This window comes from Collinsella sp. TF09-1AT, from assembly GCF_003436895.1.
In the GTDB taxonomy this organism is placed as follows: Bacteria; Actinomycetota; Coriobacteriia; order Coriobacteriales; family Coriobacteriaceae; genus Collinsella.
Map to the genome: position 1 here is coordinate 1 of NZ_QSRC01000009.1, position 25,761 is coordinate 25,761.

The 25,761-nt window shown below is 60.6% G+C and carries 25 protein-coding genes; 15 read left to right on the plus strand and 10 right to left on the minus strand.

The window, feature by feature from the left end:
• On the plus strand, window positions 1-207 hold a 207-nt coding region (locus DXC90_RS09775; RefSeq protein ID WP_233502260.1), incomplete at its 5' end, for a hypothetical protein.
• Window positions 208-712: 505 nt separating this feature from the next.
• Here the strand turns inward: DXC90_RS09775 and DXC90_RS08275 are convergent.
• Complete coding sequence (locus DXC90_RS08275; RefSeq protein ID WP_158550250.1) at window positions 713-1,573, minus strand: DegV family protein; 861 nt, start codon at window positions 1,571-1,573, stop codon at window positions 713-715.
• Window positions 1,574-1,730: 157 nt separating this feature from the next.
• Between DXC90_RS08275 and DXC90_RS08280 the strand changes: the two genes are divergently transcribed.
• The 9 genes from DXC90_RS08280 to DXC90_RS08320 all read left to right on the plus strand — a co-directional run bounded on the left by DXC90_RS08280 (window position 1,731) and on the right by DXC90_RS08320 (window position 11,478).
• Window positions 1,731-2,393, plus strand: coding sequence for an HAD hydrolase-like protein (locus tag DXC90_RS08280; protein ID WP_233502261.1), 663 nt, complete (start codon window positions 1,731-1,733; stop codon window positions 2,391-2,393).
• Window positions 2,394-2,447: 54 nt separating this feature from the next.
• A complete protein-coding gene (locus DXC90_RS08285) occupies window positions 2,448-3,884 on the plus strand; it encodes a M20 family metallopeptidase (RefSeq protein WP_117735560.1) in 1,437 nt (478 codons plus the stop codon).
• Between the two features lie 451 nt (window positions 3,885-4,335).
• Window positions 4,336-5,268 (plus strand): phosphate ABC transporter substrate-binding protein, encoded by a 933-nt coding sequence (locus DXC90_RS08290; protein ID WP_117735561.1) that lies wholly within the window; start codon window positions 4,336-4,338, stop codon window positions 5,266-5,268.
• A 25-nt stretch (window positions 5,269-5,293) separates the two neighbouring features.
• Window positions 5,294-6,202 (plus strand): phosphate ABC transporter permease subunit PstC, encoded by a 909-nt coding sequence (gene pstC, locus DXC90_RS08295; protein WP_117735562.1) that lies wholly within the window; start codon window positions 5,294-5,296, stop codon window positions 6,200-6,202.
• Complete coding sequence (gene pstA / locus DXC90_RS08300; protein WP_199406657.1) at window positions 6,195-7,121, plus strand: phosphate ABC transporter permease PstA; 927 nt, start codon at window positions 6,195-6,197, stop codon at window positions 7,119-7,121. Before pstC ends, pstA begins: the two co-directional genes overlap by 8 nt.
• Window positions 7,118-7,990 (plus strand): phosphate ABC transporter ATP-binding protein PstB, encoded by an 873-nt coding sequence (gene pstB / locus DXC90_RS08305; protein WP_117735564.1) that lies wholly within the window; start codon window positions 7,118-7,120, stop codon window positions 7,988-7,990. Before pstA ends, pstB begins: the two co-directional genes overlap by 4 nt.
• 255 nt (window positions 7,991-8,245) lie before the next feature.
• Window positions 8,246-10,105, plus strand: a complete 1,860-nt coding sequence (locus tag DXC90_RS08310) for an ABC-F family ATP-binding cassette domain-containing protein (RefSeq protein WP_117735565.1) — start codon at window positions 8,246-8,248, stop codon at window positions 10,103-10,105.
• A 6-nt stretch (window positions 10,106-10,111) separates the two neighbouring features.
• A complete protein-coding gene (locus tag DXC90_RS08315) occupies window positions 10,112-10,882 on the plus strand; it encodes a Cof-type HAD-IIB family hydrolase (protein WP_117735566.1) in 771 nt (256 codons plus the stop codon).
• A 206-nt stretch (window positions 10,883-11,088) separates the two neighbouring features.
• Window positions 11,089-11,478, plus strand: a complete 390-nt coding sequence (locus DXC90_RS08320) for a metal-dependent transcriptional regulator (protein ID WP_117735567.1) — start codon at window positions 11,089-11,091, stop codon at window positions 11,476-11,478.
• A 417-nt stretch (window positions 11,479-11,895) separates the two neighbouring features.
• On the opposite strand, the gene DXC90_RS08325 is transcribed toward DXC90_RS08320, so the two are convergent.
• From DXC90_RS08325 to DXC90_RS08345, 5 genes are all read right to left on the minus strand, one after another.
• Window positions 11,896-13,848, minus strand: a complete 1,953-nt coding sequence (locus tag DXC90_RS08325; RefSeq protein WP_199406658.1) for a heavy metal translocating P-type ATPase — start codon at window positions 13,846-13,848, stop codon at window positions 11,896-11,898.
• Window positions 13,849-13,948: 100 nt separating this feature from the next.
• Complete coding sequence (locus DXC90_RS08330) at window positions 13,949-14,167, minus strand: cation transporter (protein WP_117735568.1); 219 nt, start codon at window positions 14,165-14,167, stop codon at window positions 13,949-13,951.
• 63 nt (window positions 14,168-14,230) lie between these two features.
• Window positions 14,231-14,596: a helix-turn-helix transcriptional regulator gene (locus tag DXC90_RS08335; protein ID WP_055285819.1), complete on the minus strand. Its 366-nt coding sequence runs from the start codon at window positions 14,594-14,596 to the stop codon at window positions 14,231-14,233.
• A gap of 389 nt (window positions 14,597-14,985) precedes the next feature.
• Window positions 14,986-16,107 carry a hypothetical protein gene (locus DXC90_RS08340; RefSeq protein ID WP_147326621.1) on the minus strand — a complete coding sequence of 374 codons (1,122 nt, stop codon included), beginning with the start codon at window positions 16,105-16,107 and terminating at the stop codon, window positions 14,986-14,988.
• 640 nt (window positions 16,108-16,747) lie between these two features.
• Window positions 16,748-17,716, minus strand: a complete 969-nt coding sequence (locus DXC90_RS08345) for a 3'-5' exonuclease (protein ID WP_117735570.1) — start codon at window positions 17,714-17,716, stop codon at window positions 16,748-16,750.
• A 171-nt stretch (window positions 17,717-17,887) separates the two neighbouring features.
• On the opposite strand from DXC90_RS08345, the gene DXC90_RS08350 reads away from it, so the two are divergent.
• On the plus strand, window positions 17,888-18,976 hold the full coding sequence (locus DXC90_RS08350) for a putative manganese transporter (protein ID WP_117735571.1): 1,089 nt from the start codon (window positions 17,888-17,890) through the stop codon (window positions 18,974-18,976).
• Window positions 18,977-18,995: 19 nt separating this feature from the next.
• Here DXC90_RS08350 and DXC90_RS08355 read toward each other — a convergent pair whose 3' ends face one another.
• Together DXC90_RS08355 and DXC90_RS08360 are read right to left on the minus strand one after the other, a co-directional pair.
• Window positions 18,996-19,478, minus strand: a complete 483-nt coding sequence (locus DXC90_RS08355; RefSeq protein ID WP_117735572.1) for a DUF188 domain-containing protein — start codon at window positions 19,476-19,478, stop codon at window positions 18,996-18,998.
• Window positions 19,479-20,081: an HdeD family acid-resistance protein gene (locus DXC90_RS08360; protein WP_117735573.1), complete on the minus strand. Its 603-nt coding sequence runs from the start codon at window positions 20,079-20,081 to the stop codon at window positions 19,479-19,481.
• A 233-nt stretch (window positions 20,082-20,314) separates the two neighbouring features.
• Here DXC90_RS08360 and DXC90_RS08365 point away from each other — a divergent pair, with 233 nt between their 5' ends.
• The 3 genes from DXC90_RS08365 (at window position 20,315) to DXC90_RS08375 (ending at window position 22,263) form a co-directional block, all read left to right on the plus strand.
• Window positions 20,315-20,986, plus strand: a complete 672-nt coding sequence (locus tag DXC90_RS08365) for a nitroreductase family protein (protein ID WP_117735574.1) — start codon at window positions 20,315-20,317, stop codon at window positions 20,984-20,986.
• Between the two features lie 80 nt (window positions 20,987-21,066).
• Entirely contained in the window at window positions 21,067-21,609 is a 543-nt protein-coding gene (locus DXC90_RS08370; protein WP_117735575.1) for a histidine phosphatase family protein, read from the plus strand.
• Window positions 21,610-21,627: 18 nt separating this feature from the next.
• Window positions 21,628-22,263 (plus strand): histidine phosphatase family protein, encoded by a 636-nt coding sequence (locus tag DXC90_RS08375; protein WP_117735576.1) that lies wholly within the window; start codon window positions 21,628-21,630, stop codon window positions 22,261-22,263.
• 132 nt (window positions 22,264-22,395) lie between these two features.
• On the opposite strand, the gene DXC90_RS08380 is transcribed toward DXC90_RS08375, so the two are convergent.
• Together DXC90_RS08380 and DXC90_RS08385 are read right to left on the minus strand one after the other, a co-directional pair.
• Window positions 22,396-23,094: a DUF1015 family protein gene (locus tag DXC90_RS08380; RefSeq protein ID WP_117735577.1), complete on the minus strand. Its 699-nt coding sequence runs from the start codon at window positions 23,092-23,094 to the stop codon at window positions 22,396-22,398.
• Window positions 23,095-23,133: 39 nt separating this feature from the next.
• On the minus strand, window positions 23,134-24,354 hold the full coding sequence (locus DXC90_RS08385) for a M20 family metallopeptidase (RefSeq protein ID WP_117735578.1): 1,221 nt from the start codon (window positions 24,352-24,354) through the stop codon (window positions 23,134-23,136).
• A gap of 152 nt (window positions 24,355-24,506) precedes the next feature.
• Between DXC90_RS08385 and DXC90_RS08390 the strand changes: the two genes are divergently transcribed.
• Window positions 24,507-25,556 carry a hypothetical protein gene (locus tag DXC90_RS08390; RefSeq protein WP_147326622.1) on the plus strand — a complete coding sequence of 350 codons (1,050 nt, stop codon included), beginning with the start codon at window positions 24,507-24,509 and terminating at the stop codon, window positions 25,554-25,556.
• Window positions 25,557-25,761 lie beyond the last annotated feature (205 nt).

Genomic DNA, 25,761 nt, shown 5'->3' on the forward strand with positions numbered 1-25,761 from the left:
GAATGTGGGAGGTGTTCGGATAAAGTTGATAATCAAGGTTCTGATTTTGGTTCGGTGATAGTGGAGTGCGGCTCCGTGAGTGGTGTTTGGCTGGTGCTAAAATATGTGGCAGCTGTTATTGAGTGGGTTTTAGCGGCTGCGGGGCGAGCTGGAGATCCTGGGAACTGCCTTCGAATAGGACCGGTGGGCAAAAAATGGCAAATATGAGTACTGTTGTTGCGACAGCATCATATCATCTGTAAAGTATTTAAGACCAATCGAGTGAAATCGAATATAACCAACCCTCTAAACATGACGATTTGGGGCATTATGGCGCTCGAAATTGGCGGTGAGATGCAAATTCAGCCAGATTTCGGTGCTACTAAATTTGTAGCAGTACTCATATTTGCCATTTTTTGACCAAGGGGTATCGCAAGGGGGTTGGATAAAGCATCGATCGCCTGCAATGGCTCAATTGGGCAGTTGTGCGGCAATTGAGTTGCGGCGTAATGGGAAGCTATTCGCAGCCTTTCGACTAAAACGGTCCCTTTACCGCCGCCATTCCTAAAGAGATGCCGGCGCGCCTTAAGTTGGGGCGTGCCGGCGTGATGGCTTTGCTGTGGCTGGGTGTACCTCGGCTGTTCGACTGTCCCAGCTTGTCCTGTCTAGCTAGGCAGACCTTTCTTAGCGTTTAACGTTTGCCCAGATAAAACCTGCCAAAATAAACCTGTCCCTAATTGGCAGGTTGGTAGCGGGGGCAGTAGCTGATGGCGATGGCATCGACGCCTACGTGGGTGGCGATGGTGCAGCCGATGGGACCGGTGCCCGCATCGACGCAGTCCTGGCCCGCGAGCGCCTGGTTGACGAGCTCTTGCTCTTCGACGGCGCCGGTTGTGAGCACGCGTACGCTCGCGCCCGGATGCTCGGCCAAAAAGTCGAGGCAATCTGCCATGGTGTTGGCAACGATGCGCTTGGCGCCGCGGCCCTTTTTGATGACTTTGATCTCGCCCGATTTCCGCTCCGGCGAAACGGCCAGGCGAATGTTGAGCATCTGCGTGAGGTGGCCGGCAAGCTTGGGCGCGCGGCCGTTCTTGACGAGGTTCTCGAGTGTGCGGGGAATCACTAGCAGGTGGGCGTCGGGCAGCGTCGCGCGGATCTGCGCCTCGGTCTCGTCCAAGCTGCGGCCGTCATCGCGCATGGCGAGCGCGTATTCCACCAGCAAGCCCTCAGCGCCCGAGCCGGTGCGCGAGTCGACGCAGCGCACGTCGAGCTCATGGGTGTCAGCCACCAGACATGCGTTGGCGTAGCAGGCGGACCACTCGCTGCACAGCGAAATGAAGATGGCACTGTCGTGGCCGTCGGCGAGCACGCGGTCAAAGAGCGCCTTGAACTCGCCAGCGCTCGGCTGCGACGTGTGCGGCAGCTGCTTGGAGCCGGCCATGCGGGCGACGTACTCCTCGGCGGTAATCTGCACCTGGTCGAGCAGGTCCTCGCCTTCGATAACCACATGCAATGGAATCACGTAAATGCCGAGTTCTTGGGCGCAGGCGGGGGAGATGTCCGACGTGGAGTCGGTTATGATGGCAAAAGACATAATTGCACCTTTCGTCGGGGCGCTTGTGCGCCGCCTTCTGAGAGCAAAGTGCGACAAGTATAGTGGAGTCATTCCACATTGCTAGGTTTAATTGTTGAATAGTCAACAGTTCTTAATGTTGGTGTGGAAATCATCAATTGGGGAAGAGGGGGTGCCGGTGGAGGCACTGGAGATAGGTAAGCGCTCGGTCGTGCTGTTCGATTTTGACGGTACGGTGGCCGATACGGGCCGGGCGGTGATGACCTCGACGCGCAAAACGCTTGCTGTGCGCGGGTTTTCGGAGGCGCAGATGGGCGACCTGCGACGCATGATCGGGCCGCCCCTGTGGAAGAGCTTTCATGACTTTTACGGCTTTACGCGCGAGGAGTCGCTTGTGGTGGCCGACGAGTACCGCGCCTTTTTTGACGAGCTGGGACCGGAGGAGTATCCCGTGTTCGACGGGATCCCCGAGCTGCTGGATGGGTTGGTCGCCCAGGGCAAGCGCTTGGCCGTGGCGACGTCGCGCATGGAGGCAAAGTGCATTGACATGGTGGGCGAGCTGGGGCTTTCGCAGTTTGAGGCGGTGGTCGGCATGAATCCGTCGCAGGGGCGCGAGACCAAGGCCGATTCGGTTCGCGATGCCCTGGCGGCGCTCGGCGCGACGGCGGGCGATGCCGTGATGATCGGCGATCGCTTTAACGATGTGGAGGGCGCGCACGCAATGGGCGTGCCGTGCATCGGCATCTATTCGGGCGCGGCGGCGCCGGGCGAGCACGAGGCGGCGGGTGCAGACGCGGTGGTGCACTCGGTGGCCGAGCTTGCTAAACTTTTCGCTATCTAGGGACTTAATGTGAGGGGCGGGCGTGCTCGCCGCTCATTGGTAAGGAGGTCGTCCATGAATCAGGTGGAGCAGAGTGTTGCCGAGTACGTCGACGAGGTCTGGGAGGACGTCGTCGCCGATATCGAGCAGCTGGTGAGCTACCCGTCTGTTGCCGTTGCTGCCGATGCGGAGCCCGGTGCGCCGTTTGGCCGCCCGGTCCGTGACGCGCTCGATTGCGCGCTCGGCATCGCACAGAACCTCGGCTACCAGACGAGCGACGACGAGGGCTATGTGGGCATTGCCGATATCCCCGGTCGCGGCGACAAGCAGCTCGCGACCATCTGCCACGTGGACGTGGTGCCCGCCGGCCCGGGCTGGAACACCGACCCGTTTGCGATGGAGCGTCGCGAGGGCTGGCTGCTCGGCCGCGGCGTGATCGACGACAAGGGTCCGGCGGTACTGTCGCTCTACGCCGGCGCCTATCTGCTCAAGCACGGCATTACCCCGCGCTATACCTTCCGCGCCCTGCTGGGCTGCGATGAGGAAGTGGGCATGTCCGATGTTCACCATTATCTGGAGAACCACGCAGACCCCGACTTTTTGTTTACGCCCGATGCCGAGTTCCCGGTCTGCAATGCCGAGAAGGGCCAGTTTGGGGCGACGTTCGTGAGCTCCAAGATTGACGGCGGGCGCATTGTGTCCTGGGGCGGTGCCGAGGCGAGCAACGCTATTCCGTCGCAGTCTATCTGCGAGCTTGCGATTGCCGCCGATGAGCTGCCGGCGCCCGTTGAGAACGCCGACCGCCTGGAGATCACGGCGCTCGAGAACGGCCATGCCCAGATTTTCGCGCACGGTATCGGTGGCCATGCTTCGATGCCCGAGGGGACGATCAACGCCGTTGGCCTGATCGTGACGTACCTGCGCGAGGTCGAGGACGCGTTTGCCGCACGCGACGAGCGCTTGCTGACGCCTGCCGAGCATGAGTTTGTCAAGTTTCTGGCCTTTGTACATGCGGATGCCTATGGCCGCGGCCTGGGTATCGACGCGACGAGCCCCGCGTTTGGCCCGCTCACGTGCAACCCCGGCGTCATCCGCGTGGCGGATGGCCACATTGAGCAGGTCATCGACGTGCGCTTCCCCGATAGCACGAGCGCCGATACCATCCGTGGGCAGCTCGAGCCGCTCGTGGGCCGCTTTGGCGTGACGTATCGCGTCGGCCGCGCCAAGGTACCGTTCTCGGTCTCTGCCGATGATCCGGCCGTGAAGGCGCTTATCGATACCTATAACGAGTTCACCGGCAAGCATGCCGAATCCTTTGCCATGGGCGGTGGCACGTACGCACGCAACTTTGCCCGCGCCGTGTCGTTTGGCCCCGAGGAGACCGGCCTGGAGCTGCCCGCATGGGGTGGCCAGATGCACGGCCCCAACGAGTGCGCCAACGAAGAACAGCTCAAGCAGGCGCTCAAGATCTACATCGTGGCGATCCTGCGTCTCAACGAACTCGAACTTTAAGGTTACGCGGTTTTACCAAACCGCGTAACGGGTCGACGCTGCAAACGCCCCTAAGCGGCAATCTGACGTTCAATCGTCGGTCGCGTACCAAAGTACGCTTTCCTCCTCTTTCACGTCACCTTGCTCGCTTAGGGGCGTTTTCGCTGACTTATGCTCAACCTGCGGGGTTTCCAAGGTAGTCGTTGGGTGTTCTTAAATGGCTAGTCAAACAAGAACGTCCCCGATGACTAGTCGTTTAAGAACGTCCCCAATGACTACCTTGTAAAAGGTGGACCATGCTTGTCGGCGGGTTTGTTATTTGTTTGTAAAGCTGAACCGCGCTTGCGGTAAGGGTCTATCAAATGCCCGTAAGAAAGCGCAGTTGGCGCGGGCGTTGCCTGGTCGGGAACGTATCTTTCCATACAGCAAAGCGGGCAGGGTGCCCGCGAGTCGCATGTATGAAAGGAAGATCATGCTCGATCAGGCTTATTCTCGTCGTCAGTTCCTCGGCCTCGCTGGTGGTCTTGCCAGCATCGTCGGTCTCGGTCTCGTTGGTTGTGGCGGTTCCAATGCCGCTGACACCGCCAAGGGCAGCGTCGCCGCCGAGTCCGTCTCCGGCGAGGTGACCTACGACGGCGCCTCTTCGTTCCAGGCTCTCGTCGAGGCTGCTGCTGAGAAGTTCATGGATGCCAACCCCGACGTTTCCATCTCCGGTTCGGGCAACGGTTCGGGCAAGGGCCTGACCGCTGTCGCCGCCGGCACCGTCACCATCGGTAACTCCGACGTCTTCGCCGAGACCAAGCTCGAGGCCGACCAGGTCAAGAACCTCGTCGATCACGAGGTCGCCGTCGTGGGCATGGGCCCCGTCGTCTCCAAGAACGTGACGGTCGACGATCTGTCCCTCGAGCAGCTCAAGGGCATCTTCTCCGGCCAGATCACCAACTGGAAGGAGGTCGGCGGCGACGACGCCACCATCGTCGTCCTCAACCGCAAGGCCGGCTCCGGTACCCGCGCCACCTTCGAGGCCGCCGTCTTTGGCGACGAGGCCGTCGACTTTAAGGGCGACGCCGAGCTCGACAAGTCCGGCGACGTCCAGACCCAGATGGCCAGTACCGACAACGCCATCTCCTACCTGGACTTCTCGCACTTCGACGACTCCAAGTTCAACGCCGTCAAGGTCGAGGGCGTCGAGCCCAAGAGCAAGAACGTCACCGACGACTCCTTCAAGATCTGGGCTACCGAGCACATGTACTGCGCCAAGGACGCAGACGATGCCACCAAGGCCTTCCTGGAGTTCATGCTTTCCGACGACGTCCAGGGCAAGCTTGTCGAGGAGCAGGGCTTTATCCCCGTCTCTGCCATGAAGGTCGTCAAGGACGCCAGCGGTAAGGTCTCCGCTAAATAGGTAATCGCCCCCGGAAAGGTTTGCAATGGCAAAACAGCTGCCAAAGCGCGACCTTGAGAACGTGGGCCTGGGCGTCACGGGCGCGTGCGTAGCGCTCGTGACGCTTGTTGTTGCCGCGCTTATCTTCATGGTCGCCCAAAAGGGCCTCTCGGCTTTTGTTAAGGATGGCGTTTCGGTCGTCGAGTTCTTCACTGGTACCAAGTGGGACCTGGCTAACACAGCCGAAAACGGTCTGCCTTACACCGGCGCCCTGCCCCTGATCGTCACCTCGTTTGCGGTCATGGTACTCTCCACGCTCATCGCACTGCCCATCGCTATCGGCTCTGCCATCTTTGCGGTCGAGATCCAGCCTAAGTTTGGTTCCAAGGTCTTTCAGCCGCTTATTGAGCTTTTGACCGGTATTCCCTCGGTTGTCTTTGGCCTGATCGGCTTTCACGTGGTCGTCGGCCTTATGAAGAGCGTTTTCCACGTAAGCACGGGCTTGGGCATCTTGCCCGGCGCCATCGTGCTGGCCGTCATGATCCTGCCGACGATGACCACGCTTTCGGTCGATGGCCTGCGCGCTGTGCCCGATAGCTACCGTCAGGGCTCGCTCGCGCTGGGCTACACCCGCTGGCAGACCATCTGGCACGTGGTGCTCAAGTCCGCCATGCCGTCGCTCATGACTGCGGTCATCCTTGGCATGACGCGTGCCTTTGGCGAGACGCTCGCCGTGCGCATGGTCATCGGCGGCATCGAGGCCATGCCGACGTCGCTGCTGTCGCCGGCGTCCACCATCACCACCACGCTCACCACGTCCATGGCGGTCTACGCCGAGGGCTCGGCCCAGGACGACGTCCTGTGGGCACTCGGTCTGCTGCTGATGGGCATGAGCCTCATCTTCATCCTGATCATCCATCTCATTGGCCGCAAGGGGGCGAAGGCTCGTGGCTAGCACGCGCATCCACATCGACGAGGCGAGGCTCGGGCGTGTCCAAAAACAGGATCGCATCGCCACGGGCGTGCTGACGGCGATCGTCGCCATCGTCATGCTCATCGTCATCTCCATGGTGGCCTATATCCTGTTCGAGGGCATCTCGACGCTGTTCCAGCCGGGCTTTCTCACAGAGCCGTCGCGCGCCAACGGAACGCAGGGCGGCGTGCTCTACCAGCTGTTCGACTCGTTCTACCTGCTGCTGATCACTCTGATCATCTCGGTGCCCATCAGCCTAGGCGGAGCGGTCTTCCTGGTTGAGTACGCGCCGAACGGCCCTATCCGCGACATCGCCTCTACCGCCATCGAGACGCTGTCCTCGCTGCCTTCCATCGTCGTCGGCATGTTCGGCTTTCTGGTGTTCTCGGTGCAGCTGGGCTGGAAGTACTCCATCATCTCCGGCGCTGTCGCGCTCACCATGTTCAATATCCCCATCCTGGTGCGCGTGATCCAGCAGGCGCTCGAGGACGTGCCACAGGCCCAGCGCGATGCATGCCTGGCCATGGGCCTTACCCGCTGGGAGGCCACGCTGCACATCCTGATTCCCGAGGCCATGCCCGCCATCGTGACCGGCATCGTGCTTTCGGCCGGCCGTGTGTTTGGCGAGGCCGCAGCACTGCTCTTTACCTCGGGTATGAGCTCGCCGGTTCGCCTGAACTTCTTGAGCTTTAACCTGTCGAGCCCCACCTGTGCCTGGAACGTGTTCCGCCCTGGCGAGTCGCTCGCCGTGCATATCTACAAGATCTATGGCGAGGGCAGCCCCGAGGCCCAGCAGATCGTCTGGGGCACCGCGGCGCTGCTGATGATTTGCGTGCTGCTGTTTAACGTAGTCGCCCGTATCGTGGGCAAGCAACTGGCAAGGAGGATGACGGCCGAATGAGCGAGATGAGCACAACGCCCGCAACCGAAGCAGCATCGTCCGAGACCCGGGACTTCCTGTCGAGTGTTGGGGAGAGCGAGAAGCGCGTGCGCGTGAGCGGCAAGGCCGTGAGCGACGAGGTCGTGCTCTCTACCAAGGACGTCAACGTGTACTATGGCGACCACCATGCGCTGCACGATACGTCGCTCGACTTCCACAAGGGCGAGATTACGGCGCTCATTGGGCCTTCGGGCTGTGGTAAGTCGACCTTTTTGCGCAGCCTCAACCTTATGAATCGCGAGATTCGCGGTTGTCGTGTGGAGGGCGAGATCAACTACCGCGGGCGCAACATCAACACGCGCCGTGAGAATACGTACGAGCTGCGTCGCTCCATCGGCATGGTGTTTCAGCAGCCCAACCCCTTTCGCAAGTCCATTCGCGACAACATCACGTTTGCGCCCAAGCGCCACGGCATCACCGACCGCGACGAGCTCGATCGCATGATCGAGGAAAGTCTGCGCGGCGCGGCACTGTGGGACGAGGTCAAGGACAAGCTCGACAAGAGTGCCTACGCGCTTTCGGGCGGCCAGCAGCAGCGTCTGTGCATCGCGCGCACGCTGGCGCTCAACCCCGACGTGATTCTGTTTGATGAGCCCTGTTCGGCACTCGACCCCATCTCGACGCTGGCGATCGAGGACCTGATGTCGTCGATCGTTGCCGACCGCGCCATCGTCATCGTGACGCACAACATGGAGCAGGCGTCGCGCGTGTCCAATCGCACGGCGTTCTTCTTCATGGGCGATATGGTTGAGTACGACGAGACCGACGAGATTTTCCAACGGCCCAAGGATAAGCGGCTGAATGATTACCTCACCGGCATGTTCTCCTAGTCCGGGACATGCTTGAGGCCCGCGGCGGCCATGGTTGCCGTGGGACTGATTGGAGAGGCGGGTCATCTCTTTTGCGAGATGGCCCGCCTTTTTGCTCTGCGACCGAATCGACCACCACAAAGGGGACAGGCACCTTCGTGGTGGTTTTTCGAATAACGAGGTGCCTGCCCAAAACCACCACGAAGGTGCCTGTCCCCTTTGTGGTGGTTTTCGCTATCATGGACAACGTTGAATTTCTACGAAGGAGCAGGGCATATGGCGATTCTTTTGGGATGCGATTCCGTCAGCCTAGAGTTTCCCACCAAGCATATTTTCGATAGCGTGACGCTCGGCGTGGGCGAGGGCGACCGCATTGGTATCGTCGGCAAAAACGGCGACGGCAAGTCGACGCTGCTGAGCGTGCTCGCCGGCACGCTGGAGCCCGACGACGGCCGCGTGACGCATCGCCGCGGCACCACGATCGGCCTGCTCGGCCAAAAGGACGACCTGGTCGATACTGATACCGTGCATCATGCCGTTGTGGGCGACGCCCCCGAGTACGAGTGGGCGTCGAGCCCCCGCACGCGCCAGATCCTCGCCGGCCTCATCAGCGATGTGCCCTGGGAGGGCACGGTGGGCGAGCTCTCGGGCGGTCAGCGCCGTCGCGTGGACCTCGCGCGCTTGCTGATCGGCGATTACGACGTGCTCATGCTCGACGAGCCCACCAACCACCTGGATATGCGCACCATCAACTGGCTCGCGCGTCACTTAAAGGCCCGCTGGCAGCGCGGCCAGGGTGCCATGCTCGTGGTCACGCACGACCGCTGGTTCTTGGACGAGGTCTGCACCAGCATGTGGGAGGTCCACGACGGCCAGGTCGATCCCTTCGAGGGCGGCTATTCGGCATACATCCTGCAGCGCGTGGAGCGCGACCGCATGGCCGCCGTTACCGAGGAGCGCCGTCGCAACATGGCGCGCAAGGAGCTCGCGTGGCTGAGCCGCGGTGCCCAGGCTCGTTCCACCAAGCCCAAGTTTCGCGTGGATGCCGCTCGCGAGCTGATCGCCGACGTGCCGCCCGTGCGTGACGAGCTGGAGCTCAAGCGCCTCGCCGTGAGCCGCCTAGGCAAGCAGGTTATCGATGTGGTCGACGTGGACGCCGGCTATGCGGATGTCGATGGCGCGCCCAAGCAGGTACTCTCCGACGTGACCTGGTTCATTGGTGCGGGCGACCGCTATGGTCTTTTGGGCGAGAATGGCGCTGGCAAGTCGACGCTGCTTGATGTGATCCAGGGCAAAATTGCGCCCACGCGCGGCCGCGTGAAGATTGGCCAGACAGTGCGCTTTGGCGTGCTGTCGCAGCAGCTCGAGGAGCTCGAGCCCTTCATGGGCGACACGATTCGCGAGGTGCTCAGCAACTATAAGAAGTACTACGTCATCGACGGCAAGGAGACTTCGCCCGAGAAGCTCTGCGAGCGTCTGGGCTTTACGACGCAGCAGCTCTGGAGCCGCATCGGCGATCTTTCGGGCGGCCAGCGCCGTCGCCTGTCGCTGCTGCTGACAATCCTGGACGAACCCAACGTGCTCATCCTGGACGAGCCCGGCAACGACCTGGATACCGACATGCTCGCGATTGTCGAGGACCTGCTCGACGGCTGGCCCGGCACGTTGATCCTGGTGACGCACGACCGCTTTTTGATGGAGCGCGTGACCGACCAACAGTGGGCGCTGCTCGACGGCCACCTGACGCATATGCCCGGTGGCGTGGACCAGTACCTGCGCCTGTGCAACGCTACCGCCGAGGGCGAGCCCGTGGGCGCGCCGAGCGCCAAGACCGGCACGTTTGACACCGGTGCCGCGGCAGCTGCGGCCGAAAAGCCCAAGACGAGCGGGCAGCCCAATGGCCTTTCCAACGCCGAACGTCAGAAGCTCCGCCGCGAGGTGAGCTCGCTCGAGCGCAAGATGGAGACGCAGCGCGCTCGCGTTGAGGAGGCCGAGGCCGCGATGGCCCAGGTCGATCCCACCAACTACACGGCGCTCGGCGAGCAGCAGGCAAAGATCGACGAGGCTCACGCCGCCATGGACGAGCTGGAGATGGCGTGGCTCGAGGCGAGCGAAAAGCTCGAGGGCGAGGAGTAAGCGAGAATGATCAAAGCCGCGTTTTTCGATATCGACGGTACGCTGCTGAGCTTTAAGACCCACCGGATTCCGGCGTCGGCGCAGCAGGTGCTCGACAGCTTTCGCGAGCAGGGGATTGCGTGCGTGATCGCCACGGGCCGTCCGACCTACCAGATGCCGGACTGGCTGTTCGACCTGGGCTGGGATGCGTACATTACGCTTTCGGGCCAGCACTGCTTTGATGCCGAGGGAGTTTACCGCAGCTGCCCGATCGATCCGGACGACGTCGCGGTGATTGTGGACCAGGTGGCGCAGGGGCGCTACGACTCGCTGTGCATGCAGGGCGAGAACTCGTTTGTGAACCGCCTGTCCGAGCGCGTGGTGACGGCTGGCAGCAACGCGGGAATCGTCTACCACGAGGAGCCGTTTGAGCACGCCTTTGACGCACCGGTCTACCAGTTCTGCGCCTTTGTGGACCCGGCCGACGAACATATCGTGACCGACGCCGTGTCGCATTCGCTCACCACGCGCTGGTGCGACCTGTTCTGCGACATTATTCCCGCTAACGGCGGCAAGGACCTGGGCGTGGCGGCGACGCTCGAGCGGCTTGGTATCGACGCGAGCGAGGCGATTGCCTTTGGCGACGGCGAGAACGACCTGTCGATGTTTGCCGCCGTGGGCACGAGTGTGGCCATGGGCAACGCGCAGGACACCGTGAAGGCCGCGGCGACCTACGTGACGACCGCCGTGGACGACGACGGAATTTACAACGCCGCAAAGCACTTTGGGCTGCTATAGCTGCGGCTCGGCACTTGGGGACGGTCCTTTTCTGCCGGCAGCTGGGGACACTCCTTGCGGGGCGTTCCCATTTTGTTTCATCCCGCACGTTTTGTGAAACACGGCTAACTTTTAGGTAAAGTAGTAAGACATGGGCAACTTTTGCGGTAAAGTAAGCCGTGGAAAGTATCCAACGGCTAACTAGCAATCATCGCGAAAGGCGGCCCATGGCCCTACGTGAATCCGGAGAAGACTATCTCGAATCGATCTACGTTCTGTCGGAACGTCAGGGCATCGTGCGCTCGATCGACGTCGCGGAGTACCTCGGCGTAACCAAGGCGAGCGTTTCCAAGGCCATGGCGACGCTGGAAAGCAACGGCTATGTCGAAATGGGCAAGCGCGACGTTCATCTGACGGAGCGTGGTCTGGAGGTCGCTCGCCAAATGTGGGAGCGTCACTGCTTTTTCGTGGGGCTGCTGGAGGATGCGGGTGTTTCGGCTGAGGTCGCGTCGCAAGAGGGCTGCTACATGGAGCACTGCCTGAGTGAGGAAAGCTTCGAGAAGCTGAGGGCTATGCTCGCCAGGGAAGAGACGTCGAACTCAACAACGGAATCCTAACAGGTCCTCAGTAGCGCGGAGTTCGCGCAAAGCGCGAACCAGCGAAAAGGGGATAGAGACTTCTAGCAGAAGGGACTTTCTCCGAGTCCACAGTAAACCTGTCGGGATGTAGCATCCTTTCAGCAGCGCCGCCCTTCCATCCCAAAGAGACGCGTCTCCCGCGCCGAAGGCGCGGGACAGCGGCCGGGACGAAAGGTCCCGCCAACCAAATTCAACTCAGACAAGGAACCTCGCCAGCAAGCGATGCCCAAGAACCGCCAGCTGTGTCAATGCAGGCCGGGACCGGGCTTGGTTTTGAAAACACTCCGCAGCGCGAGGCCCGTCTTTCCGTTGCTCCGTAGGAGCAGGAAAGACGGGCCTCATGCGCGAGGACGTTTTCAAAACCAAGCCCGGTCCCGGCCGGACAGCCCACGAACGCTACAGGTTCTTGACACCCATCGCGCGCATGGTGTTCAGGATAGCGATGATCGCCACGCCCACGTCGCCAAAGACAGCGAGCCACATGTTGGCGATGCCGAGCGCCGCGAGCACAAGGATCAGCAGCTTAATACCCAGCGCAAAGATGATGTTCTGCCAAACAATCGACATGGTCTTGCGAGCCACGCGGATCGCGCGGGCGATGTTGGACGGCTTGTCATCCATCAGCACGACATCCGCCGCCTCGATCGCAGCGTCGGAGCCCATGGCGCCCATGGCTATTCCGACGTCGGCTCGCGTAAGCACAGGCGCGTCGTTGATACCGTCGCCGACAAAGGCGAGCTTGCCCTTGCCGCTTTCGGCCGCGATCAGCGCTTCAACGCGCTCGACCTTGTCGCCCGGCAGCAGCTGCGCGTGGAACTCGTCGAGGCAGAGCTGCTTGGCCACCGCAGCAGCCACTTCCTCGCGGTCGCCCGTGAGCATGACGGTGCGCTTGACGCCGGCGGCGTGCAGGTCGCTGATCGTCTGCTCGGCATCGGCCTTGACGGTGTCTGCAATCACGATGTGGCCGGCGTACACGCCGTCAACGAGCACATGCAGAATCGTGCCGACGACCTCGCAATCGGGCGCTTCGACTCCGGCCGCGGCGAGCATCTTTGCGTTGCCAACGACGACGTGCTTGCCGTCGATGGTTGCCGTCACGCCATGGCCCGCGTCGTTGGTGGAGTCGCTTACGCGCTTGGGGTCGACCTCGCCCTGGTAGGCGACACGTACGGACTGCGCGATGGGGTGATCGGAGAACGACTCAGCAAGGGCTGCGACTTCGAGCAACGACTGCTCGGTATAGCCGGCCTCGGGGTGTACCGCGACCACCGAGAACGTGCCGTTGGTGAGGGTGCCCGTCTTGTCAAAGACGACGGTGTCCACGTCGGCGAGCGTCTCGAGGTAATTAGAACCCTTGATGAGAACGCCCAGCTTGGACGCGCCGCCGATGCCGCCAAAGAAGCTCAGCGGCACGCTGATCACGAGCGCGCACGGGCAGCTGACGACCAGGAAGGTCAGGCCGCGCAGGATCCAGTCGGACCAGGCGCCGGTGACCAAGCCGCCGCCGAGCGCGAGTACCGCGGCAGCGCCGGTGACGGCGGGCGTGTAGATGCGGGCAAAGCGCGTGATGAAGTTCTCGGTGCGCGCCTTCTTTTCGCTGGCGTTTTCTACGAGCTCCAGGACGCGCGCGACGGTGGACTCGCCAAAGGGCTTGGTGGTGCGCACGTGGATGAGCCCCGTCATGTTGATGCAGCCGCTGATGATATCGTCTCCGGTTTTGGCCGGGCGGGGGACCGACTCACCGGTAAGGGCGGCGGTGTCGAGCTGGGTTTCGCCTTCGACGATGACGCCGTCGATGGGCACGCGCTCGCCGGGCTTGACCACGATGACGGTGCCGACGGCGATGTCATCGGGGAAGACCTGTTCGAGTGTGCCGTCGGGTTGTTCGACGTTGGCGTAGTCGGGTGCGATGTCCATCATGGCGCTGATCGATTTACGGCTCTTACCCACGGCGTATGCCTGGAACAGCTCGCCGACCTGGTAGAACAGCATGACGGCGGCGCCTTCGGCCATGTGCGGATCGGTGTCGGGGAAGAGCACCATGGCAAACGCGCCGATGGTCGCGACGGCCATGAGGAAGCTCTCGTCGAAGGCCTTGCCGCGGCGGATGTTATTGAATGCCTTTTGCAGTACGTCGTAGCCGGCAATCAAAAACGGCACGAGGAACAGCACAAAGCTGGCGTAGATGTCGCCCGGGGTGCCGAATGCGGCAGTGAGGGTGCCGAGCTCATCGAGGGCGTACACCACGGCAAAAATGCCCAGCGCTACCAGGATGCGGTTGCGCTTATGCTCGAGTGACTCTTTTTTCTTGCGCTTCTTCTTTTTCTTCTTGGGGTCGGCGGTGGCCATGACTCGTATCCTCCCATTTGAATGTATGAACACTCGCTCATACAATTTCGCGAGCAAAGGCCGCGGCAAGCGCGGCCTTGCGTGTTGGCGTAAACCTGGGCTAGAGAATGATCTCGCAGTCCGGCTCGGCGTCGGCGGTGAACTCCACAACGCGGTCGAGGACCTCGTCGAACTCGGCTTCATCGGCCTCGAGCGTTAGCTTCTGGGTCATAAAGTTGACCGAAACGGACTTGACGCCCTCGAGCTTGGCCAGCTCGTCCTGAAGCTTACGCGCGCAGTTGGCGCAGTCGATCTCATCGAGCTTAAACTGCTTTTTCATGGTGGGTTCCTTTCCCTGTATTTGCGGCTTGGGTGCAGGCCGCGCTGGTACCGTGGTTAGTCGCTATTCGCAGATGTGGCTCATGCCCTGGTTGAGCATGGTGTAGACGTGGTCGTCGGCGAGCGAGTATAGGATATTGCGCCCGTCGCGCCGGAATTTAACCAGGTGCGACTGCTTGAGTGTACGCAGCTGATGCGACACCGCGGACTGCGAGGTTTCGGTCGCTTCGGCGATGTCTGCCACGCAGAGCTCGCGGCCCATGAGGGCATAGAGGATCTTGATGCGCGTGGTGTCGCTGAAGACCTTGAACAGGTCGGCGAGGTCGTAGAGAAGCTCCTCGTCGGGAAGGTCCTCGGGCGAGCAGGTGGTGGGGATCGCGGGTTCGGTGGCCTCGATGTCAGGTTTCGTTTCATCAACGCGGATGCTCATTGCAATATCCCTTCATATGAACATGCGCTCATATAACTTGCTTCCGATTATATGAGTGTATGTTCATATGTCAATACAATTTGCGATAATTTCGATGACTGCTTTCCGCCTCTGCGATTTTCTGTGGGTTGGGAGACATCGACGCAATGCTCGCCAACATATTTCGAGATGTTCGGCTAGCATGCTAAGAAAGCCACCTTGAGAAGCATTAGAACTGTTCATATTTGTACTTTATCGTGTTAAATACCGCGAGAATCAGTTCTTCCTCTACGGGAGTTCCTGCAGAATCAGTTTTATCTAAAGTTATATTGAGCATTGCTGCGGCAAATCCGGCACATCGGCGGCCGAATAAGTCGAAAAATGTAGGTGGACATCCGCAGAGATCGACTTTAGAAGAGTGAATTCTCAATCAGATTAATAATCGTGTCGTCTTCCGTGCGGTTTTCATCGATTTTTGCGGACATGTCGCATTCCCAAGGCCCATTGATTTCTTCAGCAAGGGCCCCGACGTGCTGCATGTCGTCGGGTTCGGGCACATCGTTGATGCTCGGGTCATCAGCTTGCGGATATTGGCTTGCAATTTCGCGCTTGGCGGACTCTTCTTCTTTGAGAGCCTCCAGGACGCGGCGACCGTATTCGAAGTAGCGCCGCAAGACAAATTGACGAAGAGTTTCTTGTAGGATGGCGAAGTTATCCGGGAGTCGACCAGGCCAGATCTTCTCGCGAATGCGAATCGCTTCCATGACCCGTCTAAAAGCGGACTGCTTGAAAAACGAATGACGACTAACTGTGATAACGGCATATCCCATGTTTCGCAGCGTGTTGCGGCGTTCCTCGTCAATTGATTGCTGCTCGGGCTCGTCGTGGTAAAAGCCGTTGTATTCGATATCGGTCATCGAATTCTCGAGTAGCGCGTCGAGGTAGAAAACCGTCCGTCGCGTTAGGGCGGCGTATCTTTTGGGGACTGGAATCGGATAATCCGTTTTGATAGCGCGTATGGCTAAGCCACCCATTGACTTGGGCATCGTCAGCATCATGACAAACGCCGTTTCGAGTGGGGAGCGACAGCCTTCGCGTACATAAGAAAGTGCCTTAAGGGCTTTATTAGATCCACGATACCCCGACGCCTCTGAAAAGAAGGCTCTGAGCTCTTCAACGCTGGTTAGGGCCGGGCGCTCGCGATATTGAGTTTCGTTGGACGTTTCAAGCGCGTAGGAGCCGCAGATTTCTAAGTAATACTCAACGAGCTCCGAAAGGTTGAGGTCGGCTGTTGCTTCTAACGCGCACAGCTTGATATCGACGATGTAGACGTTCGGCTCGAGTTCTAGGTAGCTTTCTGCATTAAACGTATAGCGCGTGCAGTGGCAGATGCAGCCCTTGCAGTGCCTTTTGGCATTATTGGAAAACGTCAGCACATGGATGCTTTCAGAATCGACATTCTTTCTGTTGAGCCATGCTCGTGCCGCTTCCAGGTCGGATGTGGTCGGCGCAGACGCCCTGATCTTTTCCATAGGTATGGGATCGGTCGCGTAGCTTGCGAGCGAGTTGGCTGTTTGGTATACAGCGCGTGCCGTGGTATGTGACAGAACGATTCCCATACGCGCATGATGGCATAGCGGACGCCACATACGCCCGAAACTTCGGGCAATGGTATTGGGGTGCGGCTTATCTTCTGCGAACGGTGGGTTTTTGAGCTGTCGTATTGAGGGGGGCAGCTTCGGCCGGGGAGGTTTCTGCCAGCTGCGCCTTTTTTGGTGAACTTTAGTTGCGGGTTCGTAGCTTCTAAGCGTTTTTGCCGACCGCCCAGATGCCTCACCAACATAATTTGAGTTATTCGGCCTTTTCCTATACGAATGGTGCGATTACAATGTCCTATTTGAATTGATTCAGGTAGATTAATGGGGCTTGGTTGCGAAATTAAGGCGACTACAGCGCTCGATTGCGGTTCAAGGGGCCTTGACTAGTGGTTCAGCTGGCCGAACAACTCGAAAAATGTAGGTGGGCCAACCTGTCGACTGTGTGAAGCACGCGTATTTGCTTGTTTTGATGAAAACTAGGGTGCAGCCATAAGGCTGCGCCCTAGTTTATTGCGTGCCGGTGCGCCCAGACGGATTGCGCTGTGCCTGGCAGGCGCTCCCGCAGATGGATCGGTTATTTCGCGAATAGGTTCTTGAGGTTGAACTCGGCTTGGACGGTGCGGAGCATGAGGTCGGTGTCGTCCAGACCCAGATGCTGCTCGTTGGCATCGGCGGCGAGGGTTCCGCGGCGGCGCGCCCAGTTCTCGAGCGCGGCGGGGGCGGACTCGCGGGGGAGCGAGCGGACGTCGGCATCCAGGCTGCGGCAGATCTGGCGCGAATCGATGACGATAATCTTGCCGGCACGGCGCGCCTCGGCGTAACCGTCCAGGTGAATTTTGAACCAGCTGTCCTCGAACGCGGCGTTATGCGCCATGTACGGGTACTTCTTCATAAGCTTGAGCAGCTGATTCTGCAGTTCCTTGTTCTCGCGGAACGGCTTTTTGCCGTCGATGTCGTCCCAGGTGATGTGGTGGATATTCGACAGCGGCACATCTTCGCCGCGGTAGATGTCGGGCAGGCCACAGTAGTGCGCCTCGGCGTCATGCGGGACGGCGTCGCTAGTGAGTTCCATAATCTCCCAGCCGACGTTGATGATATAACCGCGTTCGGGTGCACGGCCGGTGGTCTCGATGTCGATACCGAGCACGGTGCCCTGGATGGGCTTACGGGCGTAGGCCACGCCGAGCGCGTCGCGGTCGCCGCGGATCTCGCGCATAACGGACGCGGCGGTGCGCTTTTGCATCTTGCCGATGGCGGCGCAGGTGTCGGCATCGGACAGGCCGCGCGAAAGCGTCGCGGGCGTCACGTTGCGCAGGCGCGCCTCGCCGATCTGATCGCACAGGTCGCGGTTGCGGTCGGCCAGGTCGCGCACGGTGGCAAAGTCGAAACCGGGGTCGCCCTCGGCGGTAAAGTACTCGGTTTCGAGCGCCTTAAGGGCCTCCTCGCCCTTCTGGCGCTCGGACTCCATGGCGCCGTGATCGCCATAGATAAACATGGGAATAAACGGCTGGCGCTCGTATTCGAGTGCTTGCGAAACGTTCATAGGCTGCTCCTTGGACGGGCCGCGTCGCGCGGCTCGGGGTTACTGAGTTGTGGCGAGATGATAGTTTACCATGGGCAACTATTGGCACCGCGCCCGGGACTACTACAATACCCTAGTTGACCGCTAGGACTTTTACAATGCTGCCGAAAGACACGAAAGGTTCCATCCGTCATGGATTTACTGATAGATATTCTGCTCGATGCCGGCAAAGACACGCTCTCGCTGGTGCCGTTTTTGTTGGTGACGTACCTTGCGCTCGAGACGCTCGAGCATGTTGCGGGCGACCGCGTTAACGGCGCCATCAAGCGCGCTGGCGCTGCGGGCCCCGTGGTTGGCTCGTTGTTGGGCATGGTGCCGCAGTGCGGCTTTTCGGCCATGGCGGCCACGCTGTACGCCGGTCGCGTCGTGACGCTGGGCACGCTGGTTGCGGTGTTCCTCTCGACCTCAGACGAGATGCTGCCGCTGTTGCTAGCCGAGCAAGTTCCCGTGCAGACCATGGCGATGCTTTTGGCTTCGAAGGCGCTGATCGCGCTGGTCACGGGCTTTATCGTGGATGCCGCCATTTGCGGCCTGCGTCGTAACGCTCGCGCGCATGCGGCGATTCGCCGTACCGTGCTGGGAACCGCGGCCAACCCGGCCCACGTGAACTGCGCGCACGATGACCACACTGGCGGTGACATCATCGACGAGGTGGCCGAGGCGGGCGTGAGCGCCGACCACATCCACGAGTTGTGCGAGCGCGACCATTGCGGCTGTGATGAAGACGAGGACGAGCACGAACACGGACATGGCCACGATCACGGTCATGAGGGCGAGCATGAACATCATGATGGCCACGGTCGCTCCCACTCACACGAAGGTGCGCCCGCCGTGTCGATTATCCGCAGCGCCATCTCGCATACCGTGCAGGTATCGGTATTCATTTTCCTGGTGACGCTGATTCTGGTCGCCGTGCTCGAGACCTTCGGCGAGTCCGCAATCGAGCAGTTCCTGCGCGGCAACGAGACGCTCGCCGTCCTGGGTTCGGCGCTTGTCGGCCTGATCCCCAACTGTTCTGCGAGTGTGGTCATCACGCAACTGTACCTGGAAGGCGCGCTGCAGCTGGCCCCGATGCTCGCCGGCACGCTCATCTCTGCCGGCGTGGGCTACCTGGTGCTGTTCCGCACCAATCGCAGCGCCCGCGAAAACGTCCTGTTCCTGATCATGATGTACGTTATCGGTGCCGGCTGGGGACTCGTTCTCTCCGCCTTTGGTCTCTAAGCCCAAAATTCTACCTTGGTCAGCGTAGCAGCTCGGTGAGGTTGCGCTTAAAGCGGGCGCGATCTTCGCTGGTGAAGGCTGCCGGCCCGCGGGTGCGACCGCCAGCGCGGCGCACCTTCTTTTCTTCGTGACGAATAAACAGCTGCATATCGATGGTCGCTTTGTCGTAGACGCGCCCGCGCACGCCGATGGCGCCGGCATCGCGTCCGAGCACCATGCTCGCCAGACCTATGTCCTGCGTCACGACCACGTCGCCAGTCTGCAGGCGCTCAATAATGGCAAAGTCGGCGCTATCGGCTCCCACACTCACATCGAGCGTCGTGACCCAAAAGCCCCGACGCGCATGCTCGGCGTCGCGCGGATCGTCGCGGCGAATGTGGCGTTCCAGGTTTTGCGTGCTGTTGCCGGCGATAACGACGGCAACGCCCGCCCTCCGCGCGCAGTCGATCGACTCGCGCGTGACCGGGCAGGCGTCGGCATCAATAAAAAGCGTCTTTGGCATCTAGCGCACCAGTTTGCCAAATTGAATAGCGCGAACAATCAGTGTCACGCCAAACACCAGCAGCGCGGCGCCGCTAAAGATGACGAGCATCTTGGCCGACCACAGCGGATAGATAAACACGAACATGCTCGCAATGATGGAGAGTGCGCCGCTCAGGATGGCGAGGGCGCGGTTGGCGGAAAGTTCGGATTCCAGAATCGACATGACGCCCTCGACGATCCAGCCAAAGCCGGCGACGACCACTACAAGCGTGGTGAGCGTCGCGGTCGAGAAGGCCTGATTGCGCAGGATTATGACGCCACCCAGAATGATGAGCAGGTTGGAGATGATGCTCGTAACGCGCCATCCGGTGGGCAGCAGCGGCTCAAAAATGGCGGTGAACAGCCTGACGCCAGCCGTGATCACAAAGTAGAAGCCCAGTACGGTCGTCAAAAAGACGAGGGTCTTAGCGGGTGCAAACAGCAGCGCGATGCCGGCGATGAGCGCGATGACACCCGTGGCGGCGTAGATCCAGCGCACGGCTTTAATCGCCTTGCCTGCCATGCTCTTCTCGTCAAATCCAAACAGACTCGATTGTTGGTCGTCATTCTTAAAGATGCCCATGAGGCCTCCTTTCCGTGCGGCGTAAGCCGCGATCGTTACAACCAGTATCGCCTAAAGGCGCTGGCGTATGGGCCGGGGAGGGCGAAACGCAACCCAAAGGCCCCGATTTGTTTCCGTTGTTCCCCACGTTGCGATTTTCTATTCAACAGGTGTAGAACATTGCAGCTCTGTTCGTTATTGCCTGCGTTTTAGGTTAGATTTTCCTAAGAACAATTGGCTTTTTGGGGGTCCCTATGAACGAAGCAGTTCCCGTGGTGCCGTTGAGCGCCGAGTCGATGGCAAAGCAGGGTTGCGAAAAGCTTGGCCTGGATGCGTTTGATGCGCTGATCCGTCGCGCCCGCACATGCCGCCGTTTTGACGAGTCCATGCGCGTGCCGCGCGAGTTTTTGCTCGAGCTGGCAGAGCTGGCGCACCTGGCTCCCTGTGGCGCCAATGCTCAGCGCTTGCGTTTTCATGTGGTGAGCGGTGCCGAGGACTGCGCTCGCGTGTTTGACGAGCTCGCATGGGCCGGGGCGCTCAAGGACTGGCCGGGTCCTGCCGAGGGCGAGCGCCCGACCGGCTACATTGCAGTTCTTGCCGAGCGCACCGTTCCCGGCAAACCCGCCGCGCCTATCACCGAGGTCGACACGGGCATCGCGGCTCAGACGATGATGCTCGCCGCGCGCAGCGCAACGCCTGAGGTGGCGGCTTGCATGTTCAAGGCCTTTACGCCCCGCGCGATCGATGCGATGGGGCTCGACGGCGACAAGTATGAGCTCAAGCTGATCATGGCTTTTGGCGTACCGGCCGAGACCCAGGTTATCGACGCGATCGATTCCAACCCCGACGGTTCTATTAATTACTGGCGCGACGAGGCGCAGGTGCATCACGTGCCCAAGCGTCCGCTTGCCGACGTGCTGGTGTAGTTGCGTCGTTGCGGCGCGATTCGGCGGCAAGCCACCGCAAAGGTGCCTGTCCCCTTTGTGGTGGTGCGAGAGGAGGGCGTGTGTCCGATCTGTATTTGGTTCGGCATGGGCAGACCGAGCTTAACGTGCGGAACATTTTGCAGGGCTGGCAAGACTCGCCGCTCACGGAGTGCGGGCGCGAGCAGGCACTGGCGACGCGCGCGGCGTTTGAGGCGCGCGGCATCTCCTTTGACCACGCGTATTCGTCTCCGTTGGGTCGGGCGCGCCACACGGCCGAGCTGATCGTTGGCGAGGATCTTCCCATAGAGCCGGTCGATGATTTGCGCGAGTGGCGCCTGGGCTCGCTGGAAGGTACATCAAATCGCAAGATGCCGCCGCAGCCCTGGGGCGATTATCCGGTGGCCTTTGGCGGCGAGTCGGAAGCGCAATTCCGGGCGCGTATGGTCGCGGCGCTGTCCCGCATTATGGCCCGACCGCAGCACAACTGCGTGCTGGCTGTCTCCCATGGGTCTGCCTGCCAGGAGTTTCTTGAGTACGTGGCCGGCGGGGGAGAGCAGCCCGACAACGGTGCCGTGCTCCATTTTGGCTATTGCGACGGGGCGTTTTCGCTCCTTGATTGGTAACGAACGGAAGGACCCCCTATGAATAAAGACTTGTATCTGGTCCGTCATGGACAGACAATATTTAACCTTAAGCGTATCATTCAGGGGTGGAGCGATTCGCCGCTTACGCAGTTGGGCTGCGACCAGGCGGCGCGCGCCGGCATGTTCTTGCGAGCGCGCGGCATTGAGCCCGATCATGCCTACACCTCGACGCTGCATCGCACGGAGCAGACCATCGCCAGCCTGTGGCCGGGCCTTGCCTACGAGCGCCTGGATGGCCTGCGCGAGTGGTTCTTTGGCGACTTTGAGGCCGAACGCGTGATGCTCATGCCCGAGCGTCCGTGGCGTGACTTCTATCGCCAGTTTGGCGGCGAGGGGCAGATGCGGGTGCGTGAGCGCATGGTGGCGACGTTGACCGATCTGATGCGACGCCCGGACCATTCGTGCGTGCTCGCGGTGAGCCACGCCTCGGCCATCAAGGAGTTTTTGGATCATGTGAGGGGAGCGGCGGCCGACGAGCGCGAGCGCGTGCCGGGCAACTGTTCGGTGCTGCACTTTGCGTTTGACGATGCGACCGAAACGTTTGAGCTGGTTGAAGTCTTTACGCAGGAAGATTATGCGCGTGAGCTGGGTCTTGAGCCGTTGACGGCGGCAGCGGGTCCACAGCGCGGGTAACGCAGGCGTGACGATACGGGTCGCCGACATACTTGCTCGATGCAAAAGGGGCGGAGATGCATGCGCTGGCATTGCATCTCCGCCCTTCGTTTGTTGGACTGCCGAGTCTTTGCGCTAAGCGTTTAAGTCCTGCTAGTATCGTGCAATCTGGTGAGTGAGCAGACCCGTTGGAACCTGCGGCGCGCCGCCTGCGACCTGCGCGGCAGGGAACAGCGCGGAAATGACAAAGTTGAACGGCTCCTTGCCCGTGTAGGTGCCGGCCGCGCGGGCCTCGTCTGCCAAGAGCTGTGCCGCCCCTGCCAGCGCGGCGACATAGGCCGGATCGTCTGCGGGGGCAGGCTCCGGTGCCTGGTCGAGCATAGCGTGGATGGCGGCAACGGCGTCATTGCGTTTGACCTCCCACACGCGATGCGTAATGCCGGCGGGGTCGGTGACGGCATAGAGTGACGCACCCTCTTTGGCGGCACCGAGGATGATATCCATGACGGGCGAGGCTTTGTAGGTGAGCGTAACAGGGTGAGGCTGCACCTTAAGCTCGGTGATTGCACGGGCGGCCGCTGCTACATCTGCGGAGGCCGCGTCGCCGTCACAGGCCGCGTCGTCGCCCGCCAGCACGCTGACCGGGCAAATCGCCACAACGCCCGTCACGCGCCCTGGCTCTCCGGAGCATTCGTACACGTAATATGCCGAGCCCGGATCTTTGAGCATGAGCCCGTCGGCAATGGCGTCGCGCAGGGCGTCGTTGCCACTCAGGATGCCGCCCATCTGCGGCAGCGCTTCGAGCACGCGATCCTGGGCTGGGCGGATGCAGGGAAACGGAAGTGCTTTCATGGGCGGTCCTAACGCGCGAGTCGGTTTGTTCGCGGCTTATTATGCCCCAACTTGGTTGCTCGCGTCCCAGAGCGTGTTATCGACAAGCGCGATCAGCACGTTCTGGCAGCGAACGATATCGGCGTGGGGAACATATTCGTTGGGCTTGTGCGCGAGTGCCAATGAGCCGGGGCCGTAGCTCATGCAATTGCGGTTGCCCGTCTTGCCGGCAATGACGGCGGTGTCGGTGTAGCCGGTAAAGAAGCCGACGGTCGTGTCCACGTCCGTCACGTCATCGGCGGCACGCTTGAGTGCAGCTAGAAGGGGAGAGCTCGGGTCGCGCTCAATGGCGGGGCGATCGCCCGTCACAGCGTAGCTGCCATGGCGGCCGGGAACCGCGGCCTCGGCAGCGGTGATGGCCTGCTCCACCATGCGTGTCGCGGCGGCCGTATCGGTCGGCGGCGTCAGGCGCATGTCGACCCAGACCTTGGCGTGGTCGGGCACGACGTAGGGGCGATAGCCGACCTCGATTTGTCCAAACGTAATGGTCGAAGGCCCCAGCTCATCATGCACGGGCAGCGCCGCGAACGCATGGCGAAGCGAACACACGACCTCGGCCATGGCGGCGACGGCGTCTGCACCCTTCCAAGGCTGACTCGCATGCGCCGTGCCGCCGGCCATCTCAATTTCGAACCACGTGCGCCCCTTGTGCGCCACCTGAATCTGCCCGTCGGTGGACTCGGTGTCCAGCACCCATTCGCGCGAGCCGATCCAGCCGGAATCGATGGCGGCCTCGGAGCCGCGCATAAAGTCCTCCTCGTCGACCGAGCAGATGAGTGAGAAGCCACGGCGGGGCAGCTCGCCGCTTGTCGCTATGCGCTCGAGTACGTGGACAATCGCGGCAATGGCGCAGGCCAAGCCACCCTTCATGTCGCAGGCACCGCGGCCACAGAGCTTATCGTCCCGCACGATCGCTCCGAGCGGCGGAATGTCCGCGTCCCAGCCATAGCCCAGCGTAAGGGTATCCATATGGCAGATATAGACCAGCCGCGGCTCGTCGCTCAAACCGGGCGCGGTGACCATGAGGTTGCGGCGTCCGGGGAGCACTTCGAGCTCCTCAATCTGCACGGCCTCGAGCGTAGAACTATCAAGTTGTGCCAGCTGCTGCTCAATGAGCCTCTTAATGAAGCGCTCAATCTCGTCCTCATATGCGCCCGGGTCTGAGCTGTCAACCTTCACAAGGTCCTGCGCAAGCCGCCAGGCAAAGTCCTCATCAACCATATGCATCCTCACAATTAGTCTGCTTTCCAAACTGATCGTAAGCCTCCTGAGAGATCCGCGGCGCGCGTGGCGGTATTTACCGTTCGCAGGCGGAGCCATCGCGTTTGCCGTCCGAGCGGGCTCACAAACGACGTAGTGGGTACGTACCCTTCATGGACGACATGCTGTGCGACATATCTGCCTTTCGGTATCACCGGATACCTCCACAGGTCTTGGCAATAATGCCAGACCTGCCCGATTCTGCGGACGATCCGCGCAGGGAGCACCTATGCGAGCATCCGCTCGTCACGCATTTCCTGGCCACCCCGTTACATGTGTTGGCACAGGGCAGCTGCGGACGTAAGGGCGATCGCATCGTCAGGCATGTTTGGAACGGGGAGAGGCCGTTTGGCTCCGTGCGGCAGACAGAGTTTGGTCTCGATATCGCGTCCCCGCTCTTTACCTTGCTGACACTGGCCTCCTCGGTCTCAAACGAGCGACTGATCATGTGCATGTATGAGATGTGCGGCACCTTTGCCGTGTGCAAGATTGCGTCTCAGGTAAAGTCGGCGCTTGAACAGGCATACGGGGACCGGTGGGGCGATGCCCGGCTGGGCTGGGAAAACGTAAAGGATGCCTCGGGGAATCCAACGGACTTGTGGAAACGACCTCCCTTGATTGAGCTCTCTGAACTTGCAGAGTACGTCGATAAGATCCGGGGGCTTCGCGGTGCTAAATCGTTCACACGTGCCGCAAAATGCGTTACGGGGGTGGCGGCATCGCCGCTCGAGGTCCAGGCTTCGATGCTGTTTGGTCTTTCGAGGTTGCGCGGCGGTGAAGGGCTGCGCCTTACCAATAACGTTGAGATTCGTATGACGCGCAGTGCCCGTCTGATTTCGGGGCTTGATAGGCGCTATGCCGATATCCTGCTGGCAAATAAGGACGGCAGCCGAGAGTGCCTGGTTGAATGTCAAGGTAAAGCCATTCATGGATCCATAGAATCCAAGATCTCGGACTCCGATCGAACGACGGCCTTGCAAGCGATGGGATATCCCGTCGTTCTGATGACCTATGGCCAGCTGGTTGACTCCGATGCCTTCCGCGTAGTGATGGAACTCATCATGTCCTATCTCGATGTGCCGCTGAAAGACAAGACGCCGCGGCAGCAGGAGCTCGAACGGCGGCTTCGTGAGGAAATTTTTATCGATTGGGCGGGAATATAGTCGCGCAGGCAGAAAACGCTCGCGCGAGCTAGAGTTTTGGTCGCAAAAAGGCTTCAATTTTGCCTTGGAAGGGCTTTAAAAATGCTATCCATAAAAAGTTGTTTCGGAAAATCGACAGTCAACTTGAATGTGGTATATAGAGATTGATTTTTACCTACTAAAGTCCCTGATAAAGCTGTTTATCAAAGCGGGTGTGCTTGGTGAT

What these genes read in the sequence shown, in the direction of transcription:
- DXC90_RS08275 (WP_158550250.1), bottom strand. Translation starts at nt 1,573, where the DNA reads ATGTCTTTTGCCATCATAACCGACTCCACGTCGGACATCTCCCCCGCC.
- DXC90_RS08285 (WP_117735560.1), top strand. Translation starts at nt 2,448, where the DNA reads ATGAATCAGGTGGAGCAGAGTGTTGCCGAGTACGTCGACGAGGTCTGG.
- DXC90_RS08290 (WP_117735561.1), top strand. Translation starts at nt 4,336, where the DNA reads ATGCTCGATCAGGCTTATTCTCGTCGTCAGTTCCTCGGCCTCGCTGGT.
- pstC (WP_117735562.1), top strand. Translation starts at nt 5,294, where the DNA reads ATGGCAAAACAGCTGCCAAAGCGCGACCTTGAGAACGTGGGCCTGGGC.
- pstB (WP_117735564.1), top strand. Translation starts at nt 7,118, where the DNA reads ATGAGCGAGATGAGCACAACGCCCGCAACCGAAGCAGCATCGTCCGAG.
- DXC90_RS08310 (WP_117735565.1), top strand. Translation starts at nt 8,246, where the DNA reads ATGGCGATTCTTTTGGGATGCGATTCCGTCAGCCTAGAGTTTCCCACC.
- DXC90_RS08315 (WP_117735566.1), top strand. Translation starts at nt 10,112, where the DNA reads ATGATCAAAGCCGCGTTTTTCGATATCGACGGTACGCTGCTGAGCTTT.
- DXC90_RS08320 (WP_117735567.1), top strand. Translation starts at nt 11,089, where the DNA reads ATGGCCCTACGTGAATCCGGAGAAGACTATCTCGAATCGATCTACGTT.
- DXC90_RS08325 (WP_199406658.1), bottom strand. Translation starts at nt 13,848, where the DNA reads ATGGCCACCGCCGACCCCAAGAAGAAAAAGAAGAAGCGCAAGAAAAAA.
- DXC90_RS08330 (WP_117735568.1), bottom strand. Translation starts at nt 14,167, where the DNA reads ATGAAAAAGCAGTTTAAGCTCGATGAGATCGACTGCGCCAACTGCGCG.
- DXC90_RS08335 (WP_055285819.1), bottom strand. Translation starts at nt 14,596, where the DNA reads ATGAGCATCCGCGTTGATGAAACGAAACCTGACATCGAGGCCACCGAA.
- DXC90_RS08340 (WP_147326621.1), bottom strand. Translation starts at nt 16,107, where the DNA reads ATGGAAAAGATCAGGGCGTCTGCGCCGACCACATCCGACCTGGAAGCG.
- DXC90_RS08345 (WP_117735570.1), bottom strand. Translation starts at nt 17,716, where the DNA reads ATGAACGTTTCGCAAGCACTCGAATACGAGCGCCAGCCGTTTATTCCC.
- DXC90_RS08350 (WP_117735571.1), top strand. Translation starts at nt 17,888, where the DNA reads ATGGATTTACTGATAGATATTCTGCTCGATGCCGGCAAAGACACGCTC.
- DXC90_RS08355 (WP_117735572.1), bottom strand. Translation starts at nt 19,478, where the DNA reads ATGCCAAAGACGCTTTTTATTGATGCCGACGCCTGCCCGGTCACGCGC.
- DXC90_RS08360 (WP_117735573.1), bottom strand. Translation starts at nt 20,081, where the DNA reads ATGGGCATCTTTAAGAATGACGACCAACAATCGAGTCTGTTTGGATTT.
- DXC90_RS08365 (WP_117735574.1), top strand. Translation starts at nt 20,315, where the DNA reads ATGAACGAAGCAGTTCCCGTGGTGCCGTTGAGCGCCGAGTCGATGGCA.
- DXC90_RS08375 (WP_117735576.1), top strand. Translation starts at nt 21,628, where the DNA reads ATGAATAAAGACTTGTATCTGGTCCGTCATGGACAGACAATATTTAAC.
- DXC90_RS08380 (WP_117735577.1), bottom strand. Translation starts at nt 23,094, where the DNA reads ATGAAAGCACTTCCGTTTCCCTGCATCCGCCCAGCCCAGGATCGCGTG.
- DXC90_RS08385 (WP_117735578.1), bottom strand. Translation starts at nt 24,354, where the DNA reads ATGGTTGATGAGGACTTTGCCTGGCGGCTTGCGCAGGACCTTGTGAAG.
- DXC90_RS08390 (WP_147326622.1), top strand. Translation starts at nt 24,507, where the DNA reads ATGGACGACATGCTGTGCGACATATCTGCCTTTCGGTATCACCGGATA.